The organism is Flavobacterium sp. (genome assembly GCF_049318185.1).
Taxonomy (GTDB): Bacteria; Bacteroidota; Bacteroidia; order Flavobacteriales; family Flavobacteriaceae; genus Flavobacterium.
On record NZ_JBMOGV010000050.1, the window covers coordinates 1 to 16,731 of the forward strand.

Here is a 16,731-nt window from a genome sequence, read left to right on the forward strand (position 1 = left end):
CTATTCAAAACACCAATCAAACAACTTTTACAGATGCTGCTGGTGTTTTTAGCTCTAATGAAATTTCTTTAGGAAGCCAACTCCTTCAGATAAAAAGTGCTGGTTTTAAAGACCAATTATTAGTAGTTGAAGTAGAAGTTGGAAAAATTTTGGATTTAGGAATTATTGTTTTGGAGGAGGATATTACTACCGAACAACAATTAAGTTTGGTAACGATTACCGAAAATGATTTAGGAGACGACAACAGTGGTTCCGAAAGTACTTCGGGATTATTGCAAGCATCAAGAGATATTTATCAGCAAGCTGCTGCTTTCAATTGGGGCCAAGCCCGATTTAGAATCAGAGGTTTAGATAATGAATATAGTACTACCATGATTAATGGTATTTCTATGAATAAAATTTATGACGGAAGACCACAATGGAGTAATTGGGGTGGATTAAATGATGCAACACGAAATCAAGAATTTACCATGGGCTCAGCACCTTCAGATTATACTTTTGGGGGTATTTTAGGAACTCAGGAAATCAATACCAGAGCATCTATTTATAGAAAAGGTTCAAGAATCTCTTTCTCGGGAACCAATACGAATTACAGTTGGAGAACTATGGCTACCCATGCCTCCGGAATGAATACCGATGGTTGGGCTTTTGTGGTTTCAGCCTCAAGAAGATGGGCTAATGAAGGTTATTTTGAAGGAACAAACTATGCCGCTAATTCTGTATTTGCGAGTATAGAAAAGAAATTTAATGAGCATCATTCCATTAACTTTACTTCGATTTTTGCTCAAAATAAAAGAGGAAAAAATTCACCAAATACTGCTGAGGTAACTCGTTTAAAAGGTGTTGAATACAACTCTTATTGGGGTTGGCAAGAAGGCGAAAAAAGAAATTCAAGATATAAAGAGATTGAAGAGCCAATCAACATGTTAAGTCACTATTGGAAAATATCCGATAAGACTAACTTAAACACTAACGTGGCATATCAATTAGGATTTATTGGCAACAGTCGTTTGGATTTCCAATTGGCCAATAATCCTGATCCAACTTATTACAAAAATTTACCAAGTTATTACTTGAATGACCAATCCTATTATGTGCCGACTTATGCTCCTGACAACGTGACGATTACTGGTTATACCAATCCAAGTGCAAATCAAGCGGCGGCAAATTTCACCAACGATGGACAAATCAATTGGACAGATATATATTTCACTAATAAAGTAGTTAACGGCGGACAAAGAAGTGCTTATGTTTTATACGAAGACCGTGTAGAGGACAAACAGTGGAGCGCAAACTCTTATTTGAACTCTTCTATTGCTGACAATATCATTATGAATGCCGGAGTAAACTTCAAAAAATTAAAGTCAAGAAATTACCAAAAATTAATTGACCTTTTAGGCGGAACTTATTTCAATGATGTAGATCCTTTCTTTACAGGCGATGCTACGCAAACAGATTTGAATAATCCTGACAGACAAGTGGGAGAGGGAGATGCTTATGGTTACAACTATGATTTGAATGCTATCACTTTTGACGGATTTACTCAATTTAAGTTCAGTTACAAAAAAGTTGATTTTTATTTGGGTCAAACATTTTCCCGATCAGAATACCAAAGAGAAGGAAATTACCGAAACGGAATTTATGCCAACAATTCATATGGTAAAAGTTCTAAAGCCATTTTTGAAAATTTCGGATTCAAAGGAGGTTTAACATACAAAATCAACGGAAAACAATTTATTGATATCAACGGAGTGTATATGACCAAAGCACCAAATTTGAGAAATACTTTTTCTAATGCCCGTCTGAACAACAATATTACTCCTGATTTAACTAGTGAGTCTGTAATGGGTTCTGACATCAGTTATATTATCAAAGCGCCAAAATTCAAAGCCAGATTAACTGGATTCTACAACAAAATTTCTAATGCAACTCAAATATCATTCTTTTATGGTGAAGGCATTTTTGACGCTGGTGAAGACGGAGAAACTGATACGGATTCATTCATCAGTGAAATTGTAACAGGAATCAACAAAAAACACGTCGGTGCTGAATTTGGTTGTGAATACCAAGTTACTTCTACAATCAAAGTAACAGGTTCGGCTTCTTACGGACAATATACTTATGACAACAATCCAAACTTAAAAGTGAATGATGATGCTTTAGCAACAAGCACCAATTCAAACCCTGTGTTTGACTTTGGAAAATCGTATTTGAAAGGATACAGATTGCCTGGCATGCCTCAACAAGCGTACTCATTCGGGTTAGAATACAGAGACCCAAAATTCTGGTGGATTGGAGCTAACATCAACTATTTAGCTGATACTTATATCAGTATTTCAAACATCTTGAGAACTGAAAACTTCGTGGCCGATGCTGACGGATTAGGTTTTCAGGGGGCTACACAGGAATCGGTAAGAGCTTTATTGAAACAAGAAAAATTTGACCCAGTTACTTTATTGAATTTGGTTGGAGGTAAATCTTGGAAAGTAGGAAATGATACTTTCGGTTTCTTTGCTTCTATTAACAACGTTTTAGATTTTGAATACAAAACTGGAGGTTTCGAACAATCAAGAAAAGCAACTTTCCCTGATTTACAGGCAGACAATGCAAATGGAACACCTTCATTCGGTCCAAAATATTTCTATGGTTACGGAAGAACCTATTTCTTAAATTTATACATTAACTTCTAATACTGCAGCACTATGAAAAATATATTTAAATCATTTTTGGCGATAGTAACTGTTAGTCTTGCCGTAAGTTGTTCGGACGATACTGATATTGCCCCATTCAAACCTTTGATTTTCTCGGAAGATTTTCCGGAACCGGATATTAACTACAATGCCACTTTCGATTTTGAAGGATGGACCAATTTCGCAGAAACTGGAACTAAACTTTGGATAGAAAGGGATTATAACAACGACGGTTATATCCAATTTAGCTCATTTGGAAGCAGTCAGTCTTCTAATATCGGTTGGGCGATTACTCCGGAAATCACTATTTCAGAAGACGCAAACGCTGTTTTATCTTTCTCTTCGGCATCTAACTTTGTTGACAATCCTGATAACAAATTAGAAGTATTTATTTCAACTGATTATGACGGAACTAACGTTTTAGCGGCAACGTGGGATGAATTAGACGCCATTGTAGCAAATAACACTACCAACAATTATACTTATATTCCATCTGGCGAAATCGATTTGTCCTCTTATTCAGGAACTGTTCATATCGCCTTTAAAGTTACCGGAAATGGAACTACTTTAGACGGATTATTCCAAGTTGATAAAATAAAAGTTTACTCTAATAACTAAAAAAAAGACCATGAAAAATTTTAAATTTCTAGCATTAGCATTTATAACGGCCACATTTGTGAGTTGTGTAAATGATGATTTTAAAGACCCGGATTTTAGTGGTAGTTGTACAGATTTAACGCCTACAAAAACCGTTCAACAAATCGCCGCTTTGGCTACTGCTTCTTATGTAAAATATGAAGAAGAAGATATTATTGAAGCTTACGTGACTTCAAGTGATGAAGGAGGAAACTTTTACAAATCAATATCATTAGTTTCGATTGACGGACAACAAGGATTTAGTATACCTGTTGACGATTATAACTTGTATACTAAGTACGAGCCGGGACGAAAAGTATTTGTAGACATGAAAAACAGGTACATCGTTAGAGAATTCGATTCTCCTGTAATTGGTAATTTATACAACAACGGAACTCCTAATATTACTTCAGATGACGAAGTAGGAAGAATTTCTCCAATAGAATATCAAAGTGTTATAACCCGCTCTTGTACTGTAGTAGAAGAAAGCACCATTATCAACAACATCACAATTAACCAAGCGTTGAACGATTCTTATTTGAATAAATTGATTGAATTTGACAACGTACAGTTCACAGATGCTTCAATGGGTAAAACCTATTTTGATGCTACTTTAAACGATTTAGGTGGTGCAACCAATCACTTAATTACTAATGAATTTGGAAACACTATTATTGTTAGAGTTAGTTCTTATGCCAATTTCGCTTCTAAAGCAGTGCCAAATAAAAGCGGAAAAATTAGAGGTGTTTTAACGAAATACAACTCAGATTACCAATTCATGGTGAGAACAGAAAGTGATATTAATTTGACTCTTGAACGTTTGACAATCGATTTTTATCCACCAATTGGAGGAACAGCTATCAACTATTTAGGATCATTAAACGAGCCGTTTACTTCTTATACGAGTACCAATCAGCAAATATTTCCTGCTTATATCAACGATGCTGTAGTAGGAAGCAGATACTGGCAAATCAAAAATTTTGGAGGTAATCGTTATATCCAAATGACTTCATTTGGCGGAACTCCGGAAACCAACAGAACCTTGTTCTTTGTACCTGTTAATTTTGCTACGGCCAGTAACTTCTCTTTTAAATCAAAAGCAGGTTTTGCTAATGGTAACTGTTTAAAAGTGTATTACACTGCCGATTATGTTCCAGGAACTAATGCTACTAATGCCACTTATGTTGACATTACGTCAAGTTTCACCATTTCTTCAGGATTGGCCTCAGGTTATCCAACAAACTATACCAGTAGTGGTAATTATGCCATTCCGGGTACTTTAACTGGAATCGGTTTCTTTGTGTTTGAATACTCTGGAAGCGGAACAGGAATTACGACTACAATGCAAATCGATGACGTTCTTATCAACTAGGTAATAAAAGCATAAATTTTAAGAAAGTCATCCTAATTTCGGATGGCTTTTTTTTTGAAGATTATTTAGTATTTTTAGCCTATAAATAAACAAATAACACTATGAAAAAAATCTTATTTATAATCCTCAGTATCATGAGCATAAACGCAACAGCACAACAAGTGCTTTCCCCCGAAACACTCTGGAAATTAAACCGTGTAACAGCACTTGGTATTTCAAAAGATAAAAAATCAGTAGTTTATAAAGTAAGTACTCCAGTAATGGAAGAAAATAAATCGAATAGCAAATTTTTTACTATTCCAATAACAGGAGGAATGCCAACCGAATTGAAGGATACCAAAGAAATATTGGCAGATAAAAATAGCTCTCCTGACGGTAAATACATTCTTTCTTCGCAAGAAGTAAAAACAGAAAATGTTTTAGGCAAAGATTTTTACTCTGATTTACAAAAAGCCGGTGCTCAAATCTACAATGGTCTCGATTACCGCCATTGGGACACTTGGAATAACGGAACACACAATCATGTTTTCTTTGCCGAGAATAAAGATAAAGCTACTCCCATAGATATTATGAAAGGTGAGCCATTTGATAGCCCTCAAAAGCCATTTGGAGGCGATGAGGATTATATTTGGACACCTTCAGGTAAAAGTATAATTTATGTTTGTAAAAAGACATTTGGAACTGCTTATGCTATTTCTACCAATACCAATTTATATGAATACAATCTCGAGACTAAAACCACCAAAAATCTAACCGAAGACAATTTAGGTTACGATACTAATCCTGTTTTTTCACCAAAAGGAGAATTGACATGGCTACAAATGAAACGCGATGGCTACGAAGCCGATAAAAACGATATCATAGTTCGTTTTAACGGAGCTTCAAATATAAACCTTACCGCAAAGTGGGATGGCTCGGTAGAAAGTTTTAAATGGAGTCCAGATGGTGCTAAACTATATTTTTTAGCCGCTGTTGACGGAACCCAACAATTATTTGAAATTGCTTATCTCCCATTGGCTAAAAAAGCAAGCGAAGTGAAACAAATTACTTTTGGAGACTTCGACGTGCATGATATTGTAGATGTATCCAGCGAAAATTTTATTTTGACTAGAACCGATATGAACCATGCTTTGGAAATTTATTCTTTTAACACCAAGAAAAAAACTTGGTTACAATTGACTAAAACTAATGAGGAAACCTATGCTAAATTGGCTCTGCCAAAATTCGAAAGACGCTATGTAACTACAACCGACAATAAGAAAATGTTAGTTTGGGTACTACTTCCACCCAATTTTGATAAAAGCCAAAAGTACCCAACGCTATTGTATTGCCAAGGCGGCCCACAATCACCATTGACACAATTCTATTCCTTTCGTTGGAATTTCTCGCTGATGGCTTCACAAGGTTATATCGTAGTAGCGCCAAACCGTCGCGGTATGTATGGTCACGGACAAGCTTGGAACGAACAAATCTCAAAAGATTGGGGCGGACAAGTAATGGATGACTACCTTTCTGCGATTGATGATGTGGCTAAAGAAAACTATGTCGATAAATCTCGTTTGGGTTGTATCGGGGCAAGTTATGGCGGCTATTCAGTATTCTATTTAGCTGGAATACACAACAATCGTTTTAAAACATTTATTGCACACGATGGTGTTTTCAATACACAAAGTATGTTTGGCACTACCGAAGAAGTATTTTTTAACAATTGGGATTTTGGTGGCGCTTATTGGGAAAAAGACAATGCAGTAGCACAAAAATCATACACCACTTTCAACCCCATAAACTTTGTGGACAAATGGAACAAACCAATCCTAATCATACAAGGCGGATTAGACTTTCGTGTGCCAATAGGTCAAGCGCAAGAAGCTTTCCAGGCCGCACAATTGCGTGGCATAAAAAGCCGTTTGCTCTACTTTCCTGAGGAAAACCACTGGGTATTAAAACCACAAAATGCATTGGTATGGCAACGAGAGTTTTATAAATGGTTGAAGGAAACGTTGTAACAAGTAACTTTTTTAAGTATTTTTGACTAAAATACTATGTAAAATGAGTCTTAACAGCAATCAAATAGAAACAATTAAGATTTTTTTTTCAAAACAACCCGTTTTGAAAGCTTATCTTTTTGGTTCTTACAGTAAAGATTTAGAAAACGAAAATAGTGATATTGATTTATTAGTAGAACTAGATTATAATCAACCAATAGGATTGGAATTTATACAAATGAAGTTAGACTTACAAGAATTACTTTCTAAAAAAGTGGATTTAGTTTCTGCTAGAGGTTTGTCAAAATATATTAAACCTATTTTGGATAACGAAAAAAAACTAATTTATGCAAGATAGATTAGGTGATAAAGTACGATTGCTCCACGTTATAGATGCTATAAATGAAATAGAAAACTATTTGCAAGATGTAGATTTAGAACATTTTGTAAAAAACTCCATGATGTTTAATGCAACATTACGTCAACTCGAAGTTATAGGCGAAGCAAGTAATAGATTATCAGAAAAACTGCTTTTGAATAATCCTGAAATTCCTTGGGCAAGAATCATTGGTTTACGCAATTTAGTTATTCATGAATATTTTGGAATTGATGATTTAACAATTTGGAATGTAATCAAAATTAATTTACCCGATTTAAAAGTAAAGGTTGCAGCAATTTTAGAGAAAAATGAGTTTTAAATTTCCTCAAAACGGTTTAGTATGGCAACGAGAGTTTTATAAATGGTTGAAGGAAACTTTATAGTAATAGATTAAAAGCCCAACTCATTAAAGTTGGGCTTTTAATCTATTCTGGGTCGTTCATTTTGAAACTTTCCATAAACTTCGTAGTATAATTTCCAGCTACATAATCGGGTTCATCCATCAACTGACGGTGGAACGGAATAGTAGTTTTAACACCTTCAATTACGAATTCATCTAAAGCGCGTTTCATTTTATTGATCGCTTCTTGTCGAGTTTGTGCCGTTGTTATTAATTTGGCAATCATCGAGTCGTAATTAGGCGGAATAGTATAGCCAGCATACACGTGAGTATCTAAACGAACACCATGACCTCCTGGCGCATGAAGCGTAGTGATTTTTCCTGGTGATGGACGAAAATCATTATAAGGATCTTCAGCATTGATTCGACATTCAATTGCGTGCAATTGTGGAAAATAATTTTTTCCAGAAATTGGCACACCACCAGCTACTAAAATTTGCTCCCGAATTAAATCATAATCTACAACTTGTTCTGTAATAGGATGTTCTACTTGGATACGTGTGTTCATCTCCATAAAATAGAAATTTCTGTGCTTATCTACTAAGAATTCCACCGTACCAGCACCTTCGTATTTTATAAACTCAGCCGCTTTTACAGCCGCTTCACCCATTTTATTACGTAAATCATCCGTCATAAAAGGCGAAGGCGTTTCTTCAGTTAATTTTTGATGACGACGTTGCACTGAACAATCTCTTTCGGATAAGTGACAAGCTTTGCCATAAGCATCACCAACAACTTGTATCTCGATATGTCTTGGTTCTTCAATCAATTTTTCTAAATACATGCCATCATTGCCAAAAGCCGCAGCCGACTCTTGACGAGCACTTTCCCAAGCTTTTAGTAAATCCTCTTTTTTCCAAACGGCACGCATTCCTTTTCCACCACCACCAGCGGTAGCTTTTAGCATTACTGGATAACCAAACTCATGGGCAATTTGTTCTGCTTGTTCGTAGGATTCTAAAATTCCTTCCGAACCAGGAACACATGGAACTCCTGCAGCTTTCATAGTAGCTTTAGCAGAAGCTTTGTCTCCCATTCTGTCAATCATTTCAGGCGAAGCACCAATAAATTTGATACCATGCTCTTGACAAATTTTTGAGAATTTAGCATTTTCTGAAAGAAAACCATAACCTGGATGTATTGCATCTGCATTAGTGATTTCTGCAGCCGCAATAATATTAGACATTTTTAAGTAAGATAAATTACTTGGTGGAGGACCAATACAAACGGCTTCGTCTGCAAACTTTACGTGTAAACTTTCAGCATCAGCAGTGGAATAAACAGCTACTGTTTTGATTCCCATTTCACGGCAAGTTCTGATTACGCGAAGCGCAATTTCGCCTCTATTGGCAATTAATATTTTTTTAAACATTTTTCTTAATTTGAAAATTAGACAATTTGAAAATGTATCAATCAAAAATTAGTCGTTAGAAAAAACTTCCAACTTCCAACTTCCAACTTCTAACTTTTTAAGAGGGATCAACTAAGAATAATGGCTGGTCAAATTCAACGGGAGACATATCATCAACAAGAATCTTAACGATTTTACCTGTGATTTCAGCTTCAATTTCATTAAATAATTTCATAGCTTCAACTACACAAAGCACATCTCCTTTTTGAATAGCACTACCTACTTCAACAAACATTGGCTTATCTGGAGAAGGTTTGCGGTAGAAAGTTCCAATCATTGGGGATTTTATGGTAACATATTTAGAATTGTCATCAGAAGCTACAGCAGGCGCTGCAGGTGCTGCAACAGGAGCGTTTGCTATTGGAGCAGCTATTGCTTGTTGCATAGGGGCTTGTTGAACATAAGTGATATCTGAAGCGTTACCTTCTATGGTTGTTCGGATAGTGATTTTTACATCGCCAGTCTCTAACTTTACTTCGGCAACTCCAGAATTGGATACAAATTTGATCAGGTTTTGAATTTCTTTTAAATCCATAATTAGTTTGTTTTAGTGTTAGTTATTGTTTGTCGTAAGCCCATTTTAAGTAGATAGAACCCCAAGTGAATCCTCCACCAAATGCGGCAAAAATTAAATTATCTCCTTTTTTAAATTTATCTTCAAAATCACTCAACAACAAAGGTAAGGTTGCCGAAGTTGTATTCCCATATTTTTGAATATTTACCAAAACTTTTTCATCATCTACTCCCATTCTATTGGCAGTAGCATCAATGATTCTTTTATTGGCTTGGTGAGCAATTAACCAGTTCACATCATCTTTAGTTAGATTGTTGCGTTGCATTATTTTTTCACTTACATCAGCCATTCCAGAAACAGCATATTTGTAAACTGTTTTACCGTCTTGGAATACATAGTGCTGTCCGTTTTTAAATGTCTCCGCAGTGGCAGGAAGAATAGAGCCACCAGCGTCTATTTTGAGGTATTCTCTCCCAATTCCGTCGCTTTTTAATAATTCATCTTGTAAACCAAGCCCTTCATAGTTTGGTTCAAATAACACAGCGCCAGCGCCATCACCAAAGATGATGCATGTGGCTCTATCTGTATAATCAATTATGGAAGACATTTTATCAGCACCAATTAAGAGCACTTTTTTATACCTACCAGATTGAATATAGGCAGCTGCAGTTGACATTCCGAAAAGGAAACCCGAACAAGCGGCTTGCAGGTCATATGAAAATGCATTAATTGCTCCAATTTGACTTGCCACATAAACTCCTGTTGCAGCAACTTGCATATCTGGTGTAGCGGTGGCCATTATAACCAAGTCTATTTCTTCAGGATTGATATTAGCTTTTGAAATTAAATTTTGAGCGGCTTTAATGGCCATGAAAGAAGTGCCTTTTCCTTTTTCTTTTAATAGTCTTCTTTCTTTGATTCCAGTGCGAGAGGTTATCCATTCGTCATTGGTATCAACCATGGTTTCCAGTACTTGATTTGAGAGTACAAATTCTGGAACATAGGCTCCAACTGCTGTAATTGCGGCTGTAATTTTAGTCATAAAAAAGGTCTTTTTCCTATCGGTTTTTTTAAATCGAAAAGTGGTTGAAATTACAAAAAATAATAATACTTATTTCAATTAGGAATGCAAATTTCTTAAATTTTAATAAAACAAAAAACTCCCACAATGTGGGAGTTGGTTTTGTATAAAACTTAATTAAGCCACTGCTACTGATTTGTCAATAACAACTTGTCCTCTGTAATACATTTTACCTTCATGCCAGTAAGCTCTGTGGTATAAATGAGCTTCACCTGTTATAGGGCAAGTTGCAATTTGAGCCACTGTAGCTTTATAATGAGTTCTTCTTTTATCTCTTCTTGTTTTGGAGATTTTTCTCTTAGGATGTGCCATTTTACTATATTATTTATCCGTTAATAGTTGTTTTAATTTGTCCCATCTTGGGTCAATATTATCTTCTTTTTTCGCTTTTTCTTTTATCTCTTTGACTTGTAATTCATTTAATTTTTGTAGTGCTTCGGTTTGCAAGGTTCCATCTTTCACGCCCGGATGAACTCTTTTTTGCGGAACTGACAATACAATCATTTCATAAATATATTGAGCCAAATCTATTTGATGTTCGCCATGTGGCAAAATCAATAATTCGTCATTGTCGTTGTTAAACTCCTCTCCAAACTGAACAACTAATTTAATTTTACCTTTTATTGGTAAATCAAACATTTCGCCAGTTAAATCACAGGGTACGTTTACAGTTCCCTTGTGTTTAAAGTTGATTTCAAGTAGGGTTGCTTTTTTTTCTAAAACAACATCTACTGCTACCCCACAACTTTCAAATTCATCAAAATCAAACTCGTCAAAGAACTTTTTATTTATTTTAAAATCAAACTGATGTTTTCCTAATTTTAATCCAATGAATGGAATTAAATATTCATTTGTACTTTTCATCTAAACAACCATTTGACCCGAAGTTTCGGGAGTGCAAAGATATAAAATTATTGGAATTCCAATAGCCTTATGAACATTTTTTTGTTTATAACTGTTTTTCCTTTAATTTCATAGGATTTTTGCTGATTTCAAGATACTCATTTCGGGAATTATAAATGTCAATTGCAGTATAAACAGCTTCTTTGAACGAATTATAATCTGCAATTCCTTTTCCAGCAATTTCATAGGCTGTGCCATGATCTGGGGAAGTTCTTACTTTGTTTAGGCCAGCAGTATAATTTACACCGTTCCCAAATGACAGTGTTTTGAAGGGTATTAATCCTTGATCGTGATAGGTGGCAATCACAGCATCATATTTCTCATATTGATTACTTCCAAAAAAACCATCAGCAGCATAGGGACCAAAAACTAAGGTTCCTTTTTGGAATATTTTCTTAATAGTAGGTTTTAGAATTTCATCGTCTTCTTTGCCTATGACTCCATTGTCTCCAGCATGAGGGTTCAAAGACAATACGGCAATTTTCGGTTTATTTATCCCAAAGTCTTGAATTAAGGAATGTTTTATGGTCTCAATTTTTTGGATGATTAATTTTTCGGTTAAATGCTTGGCTACTTCATTCACAGGAATATGATCTGTTAGTAAACCCACTCTTAAATTGTCCTGAACCATAAGCATTAAGGCGTTACCTTCTAATTCTTTATCTAAATAATCGGTATGGCCTGGAAATTTAAATTCTTCCGATTGTATGTTATATTTATTAATTGGTGCCGTTACTAATACATCTATTTGATTTTCTTTTAAAGCTTTCGTAGCAGCTACAAAAGATTTTATAGCGTATTTCCCAATGTTTTCATCATTGTTTCCAAAATTCAAATCAACTCCTTCGCGCCAAACATTTACTACGTTTATTTTTCCAATCACTAATTGGTTTATATGATCGATACCGTGAAGAGGGGCTATTAGTTCTAATGTTTTTTTGATAAATGAAAGCACTTTCACATTGGCAAAAATAACTGGCGTGCAAAGTTCCAACATTCTTGAGTCTTCAAAAGTCTTGAGGATAACTTCACTCCCTATACCGTTTAAATCTCCTATAGATATTCCAACGATAATATTTTCTGCTTTTTTCATATCAAGGACAAGTTATTTATTGCTAATTTTGAAGTGCAAATTTAGTAAAATAAAACCATAATGTTTACAGGAATAATTGAAACCCTAGGAATAATAAAAGAAATCAAAAGAGACAATGATAATCTACATATCACTGTTTCTTCCTCAATAACTCACGAATTAAAAATTGATCAAAGCGTGGCTCATAATGGAGTTTGCCTAACGGTTATCGCTATTGATAATGAAGAATATACGGTAACAGCAATAAGGGAAACGATAGTAAAGACCAATCTTGCCGAATGGAGGATTGGAGATTTACTAAATTTGGAGCGAGCAATGAAGCTTGGAGATAGACTTGACGGGCATATTGTTCAAGGACATATTGATCAAACCGGTGTTTGTACAGCCATTAGTGAGGCAAATGGAAGCTGGTATTTTACATTTGAATATGATAGTAAATTAAATAATATTACCATTGAAAAAGGCTCTATAACAGTAAACGGCGTAAGTTTAACGGTTCTCAATTCTAAGCCTAATGAATTTAGTGTAGCTATAATTCCTTACACTTTTGAGCATACTAATTTTAAAGCATTTCAACTAGGAACAAAAATAAATTTAGAATTTGATGTTGTGGGAAAATATGTTGCAAGATTATACGCAACAAGGAGTTGAGCAATGGTATTTATATAAGAAACAAAAAAGCTTCAAATTAATTTGAAGCTTTTTTTATAGCAAGAATTTGTTTCAATTTATAAATACCAAATAGTAATGATACTAGTAATAAAAACCATATGCTACCATCCAGATTAACTGGTGGCGGAGGTGGAGGTGTAATTTCTGGAGGCGGTGGTCCTGGTGCAGCAAAAACTGAGGTAAATGACAACAAAATCACTGCCAGAATATTACTAATTCTATTCGGGACAATTTTCATAGTGTGTAAAAGTATAAAAAAAATCTACTCGCCAAAATAATTTGGACATATAATCTGCAAGGATAATGCAAAATTAAACTATGAAATTACTATTCTAAAGCACATTTACTATTTTGTGGTAATTATAAATGTTTTAATCAGTTATTTATTTTAATTGTTAACACAAAATATTTAACATATTAATTAAAACATATTGATCAGTAGTTAATATGTAAAAACTTTGTTGATGTAATGAACTATAATTAATGCGGTTATTTTATATAAATTTTTAAAATAATCTTTTATAAGATTTAATGTAATAACTACTAATTATGTTATAAATTTGTGAATGTTTAATATAATAAATACATTTAGTTAAAAATCTAAAAATAGAAAACACTCATATAAGAAAATCTTAAATTGAGTTAAGTGTAATTAATACATATCAAAACGAAAAAGCTATTTACCCTTTTTAGGATTTCTTATCAAGAGAGCATCTTGAATTAAAGTTTTTAAAAAATTTAAAGGTTTATTCTTTTAATATTTTAAACATTTTTTCACAATTTTCGCTTCCTATTTTGACAAAATAGATACCATTAGGAAGTTCTACTAAATTTATTTCTGATTGTAATTCATTAGTTTTTTTATGAATTAATACTTGACCTAAAAGAGAGGAAATTTCAATCTTATTAATAATATAATTGTTTGAAATAGACAATGTATTTTTTACAGGATTTGGATAATATTTAAAATCATTAAATACAACATTCTCAATTGCTAAATTAGACACTACAACTGTAGATACTTGATTTGTTGCTATTGGCGCGTTATAGTCAAAATAAATATTGGCCATACTAGAAATAATATTTCCAATAGCAATCGAGGCAATAGGTTTTACCTTGAAAGTAATATAACCATGACTTAAAGGTTCGTTTTCAGTTCCTGGCAAATTAATTCCCTCAAAAAGAAATTCATTATGATTATTGTTGTTTTTTATTCTACAATTATGGCTAGCTGATAAAAATTGAAATGTACTCCAGTCTAAATTAGCATCTAAATCATTTAATACTTTAATGTTTATAGCATTTGAAGTTCCTATATTTTGAAAACGAATAGTATAATGTAGGTAATCTTGTTGCGCCTTTGCAAGAGTAATAGTGTTACCTTCGTGAACCACTATATCATTAGGATCTTGAGAATTTACAACAATTTGATTTAATGTACTCGTATTATTAATTGGAGTGGCATCTGCTATTATTGGTGAAACAGTGCTAGTAATTATAGAGGCATCACCACTATTTAAAGCTGGTGGTGGTGCAGCTTGAAACTTAATATTAGTAATAAGCCTGCTTTCAAAGGGAGCTAAATTCGAAAAATTATAGCTTAATAAGCCTGATGCAATAAAATTTGGTGACGGATCACTCGTAATAAAAGACTGTGTTGCTCCATCGTATTGAAATGCAACTTGTCCTGAAAGCATTGTACTTCCATTGTTTTTATACCAAATATCATAATAAGTAAAAAATCCAGGAATAACATTTGTTTTTGGAATTGCAACAACCTCTAAATCATTCACATTAGATGTAGCTGAAATACAAAAGTCTGCGGCTGTTGTAGTCCCAGGAGTCGAAAAATTAAATACTTGATTCGCGGGAGTTATTGAAAAATAACTTGGTAAATTATCTATAGATACCGTATTTGTTCCTACATCTCCTATCAAATAATATTGGTTGTCATTATAATTACTAGTAGTACTTGAATAAGTAACCGATCCATTTACATTTTTAAATTTTATGTTATTTATATAAGCATCATTATTATTGCATCCGTTATTATTTGAATCAAACTTTACCTTTCCTAAAATTCTATTTTTAAATACTACTATATAAGCATAATTAACATAACAATCTGTAGGGCTCGTAGGATTGCAAATTTGATACGGCACAGTATAAGTTCCTTCAAGAACATTTGCCGCAATGCTAATCGTACCGTCTGTGTTTAAAGTAAAACCAACTGGATTATTAAGAGCAGTTAAAATAACAACCGAAGGATTTGTAATCAAACTTCCGTTTAGGGTGTCATTTAAGAGGACACTTGCAGTGTTTGTGTTAGTGTAATTGGAGTTAAAATTGTCGTAGTTTGCAACCAAACTAGAAATTCCAGTTACTACAACAGTTGCTGTTGCTTGCGAAATCATCCCCAAGGAGTTATTATTAGTTACATAATAATTTAATAAATAAGTTCCTGGAGCTGTACCAATGGCAACATTTATTGTTCCGTCTGTATTTAGCGTGAAACCAGGGGGGAAAGAAATTGGACTAAGAATTGGATCCCAAATACCACCGCCACATTCCATAAAATCATTAGCAAGAACACTTGGTGTAGTGCCACCAATAGTATTATTAATTGGTGTTAATGAAAAATTATCATTTTGTGCAATTATGTTTGAATAAGGTTGAAACTGTATATATAAAGTTGCCGTTTTACAATTATTGGGATTAGCAATTTCACATAATGTGTAATTAATTTGACAAAAAGGTGGACCATTACTCCAGATATTAAAATTCCCATTAGGTTGAATTTGAGCATTACACCAATTATAATTAATAGTTAATACAACATTTGCCGGCACCAATACATTTCCGGGTTGAGTATAATAAGGTTCTAAAACTACAGGTACGCCATTTAAAGTTGAATTTTGTCCCCCAAAGTTTCCGCCATTTACTATATTTCCTTCACCAAAACAACCCCAAAAATACCTATTCTGATCATAGGTTTGAAGTTGGGTATTTAACGTAACAATACCGGTATCACAAATAGTAGGATTGGCAATATCGCAAATTTGATAAATTAAAGTATATGTTCCTTGTGGCGTACCTGCTGCAACAATAACATTTGACCCCGAAATACTAACACCTGTAGAAGTAGAAAACACTAATGAGATAGTAACATTTGTTGTAGTTGCTTGAGAACCATTACGTGTGTCATTTGTCAAAAAATTTCCAGCCGTAATTTGGCTACTGCCATATACTACATCAAAAGTTTCATCATTTGCTACAACCTGAGCAAAAGAAACATTATTAACGCAAAACAATAAATATATAAAGTGTAATATAATGTATATTTTTTTCATTTCATTTTATTTATAATAATAATTTTACAAATTTAATGCTATTTTTTTAAATAATTTAACAATTGTTACACTAAAAAAAATAAACTTAGTTAGTGTATGTATTTCGTTATTAAACGTTTATAAAATGGAGAGAATTAAGCCAACTTGAAAAAAAATGCTGGGTTTTGCTATTTTGTGCAAAAAAATAAAACAAAAAAGACCTCACAGGTAAGTGAGGTCTTTCTATTATTTTGGTCCCACCTGGG

Annotated in this window: 15 protein-coding genes; 8 read left to right on the plus strand and 7 right to left on the minus strand. The window is 33.8% G+C overall.

Annotated elements, in window-relative coordinates:
- The 6 genes from ACOYLT_RS06270 to ACOYLT_RS06295 form a co-directional block, all read left to right on the plus strand.
- Positions 1-2,690, plus strand: a 2,690-nt coding sequence (locus tag ACOYLT_RS06270) for a TonB-dependent receptor (protein WP_422853008.1), incomplete at its 5' end; no start/stop codon positions are given.
- Between the two features lie 12 nt (positions 2,691-2,702).
- Entirely contained in the window at positions 2,703-3,308 is a 606-nt protein-coding gene (locus ACOYLT_RS06275; protein ID WP_422853009.1) for a DUF5017 domain-containing protein, read from the plus strand.
- Positions 3,309-3,318: 10 nt separating this feature from the next.
- Positions 3,319-4,698 (plus strand): DUF5689 domain-containing protein, encoded by a 1,380-nt coding sequence (locus tag ACOYLT_RS06280; RefSeq protein ID WP_422853010.1) that lies wholly within the window; start codon positions 3,319-3,321, stop codon positions 4,696-4,698.
- A gap of 101 nt (positions 4,699-4,799) precedes the next feature.
- Positions 4,800-6,704: a S9 family peptidase gene (locus tag ACOYLT_RS06285; RefSeq protein WP_422853011.1), complete on the plus strand. Its 1,905-nt coding sequence runs from the start codon at positions 4,800-4,802 to the stop codon at positions 6,702-6,704.
- Positions 6,705-6,747: 43 nt separating this feature from the next.
- Positions 6,748-7,041: a nucleotidyltransferase family protein gene (locus ACOYLT_RS06290; RefSeq protein WP_422853012.1), complete on the plus strand. Its 294-nt coding sequence runs from the start codon at positions 6,748-6,750 to the stop codon at positions 7,039-7,041.
- On the plus strand, positions 7,031-7,381 hold the full coding sequence (locus ACOYLT_RS06295) for a DUF86 domain-containing protein (protein WP_422853013.1): 351 nt from the start codon (positions 7,031-7,033) through the stop codon (positions 7,379-7,381). The genes ACOYLT_RS06290 and ACOYLT_RS06295 overlap by 11 nt, the downstream gene beginning before the upstream one ends.
- A 106-nt stretch (positions 7,382-7,487) precedes the next feature.
- Here the strand turns inward: ACOYLT_RS06295 and accC are convergent, their stop codons facing one another.
- The 6 genes from accC to pdxA form a co-directional block, all read right to left on the minus strand.
- A complete protein-coding gene (accC, locus tag ACOYLT_RS06300) occupies positions 7,488-8,834 on the minus strand; it encodes an acetyl-CoA carboxylase biotin carboxylase subunit (RefSeq protein WP_422853014.1) in 1,347 nt (448 codons plus the stop codon).
- Between the two features lie 97 nt (positions 8,835-8,931).
- Positions 8,932-9,408 (minus strand): acetyl-CoA carboxylase biotin carboxyl carrier protein, encoded by a 477-nt coding sequence (gene accB, locus ACOYLT_RS06305; RefSeq protein WP_422853015.1) that lies wholly within the window; start codon positions 9,406-9,408, stop codon positions 8,932-8,934.
- 22 nt (positions 9,409-9,430) lie between these two features.
- Positions 9,431-10,429 (minus strand): beta-ketoacyl-ACP synthase III, encoded by a 999-nt coding sequence (locus tag ACOYLT_RS06310; RefSeq protein ID WP_422853016.1) that lies wholly within the window; start codon positions 10,427-10,429, stop codon positions 9,431-9,433.
- Positions 10,430-10,585: 156 nt separating this feature from the next.
- A complete protein-coding gene (gene rpmF, locus ACOYLT_RS06315; RefSeq protein WP_007137315.1) occupies positions 10,586-10,780 on the minus strand; it encodes a 50S ribosomal protein L32 in 195 nt (64 codons plus the stop codon).
- Between the two features lie 9 nt (positions 10,781-10,789).
- On the minus strand, positions 10,790-11,332 hold the full coding sequence (locus ACOYLT_RS06320) for a YceD family protein (protein WP_422853017.1): 543 nt from the start codon (positions 11,330-11,332) through the stop codon (positions 10,790-10,792).
- Positions 11,333-11,417: 85 nt separating this feature from the next.
- Positions 11,418-12,464, minus strand: coding sequence for a 4-hydroxythreonine-4-phosphate dehydrogenase PdxA (gene pdxA, locus ACOYLT_RS06325; protein ID WP_422853018.1), 1,047 nt, complete (start codon positions 12,462-12,464; stop codon positions 11,418-11,420).
- Between the two features lie 60 nt (positions 12,465-12,524).
- Between pdxA and ACOYLT_RS06330 the strand changes: the two genes are divergently transcribed.
- Complete coding sequence (locus ACOYLT_RS06330; RefSeq protein ID WP_422853019.1) at positions 12,525-13,115, plus strand: riboflavin synthase; 591 nt, start codon at positions 12,525-12,527, stop codon at positions 13,113-13,115.
- Positions 13,116-13,234: 119 nt separating this feature from the next.
- Entirely contained in the window at positions 13,235-13,414 is a 180-nt protein-coding gene (locus ACOYLT_RS06335) for a hypothetical protein (RefSeq protein ID WP_422853020.1), read from the plus strand.
- Between the two features lie 468 nt (positions 13,415-13,882).
- On the opposite strand, the gene ACOYLT_RS06340 is transcribed toward ACOYLT_RS06335, so the two are convergent.
- A complete protein-coding gene (locus tag ACOYLT_RS06340) occupies positions 13,883-16,486 on the minus strand; it encodes a T9SS type A sorting domain-containing protein (RefSeq protein ID WP_422853021.1) in 2,604 nt (867 codons plus the stop codon).
- Between the last annotated feature and the right edge of the window lie 245 nt (positions 16,487-16,731).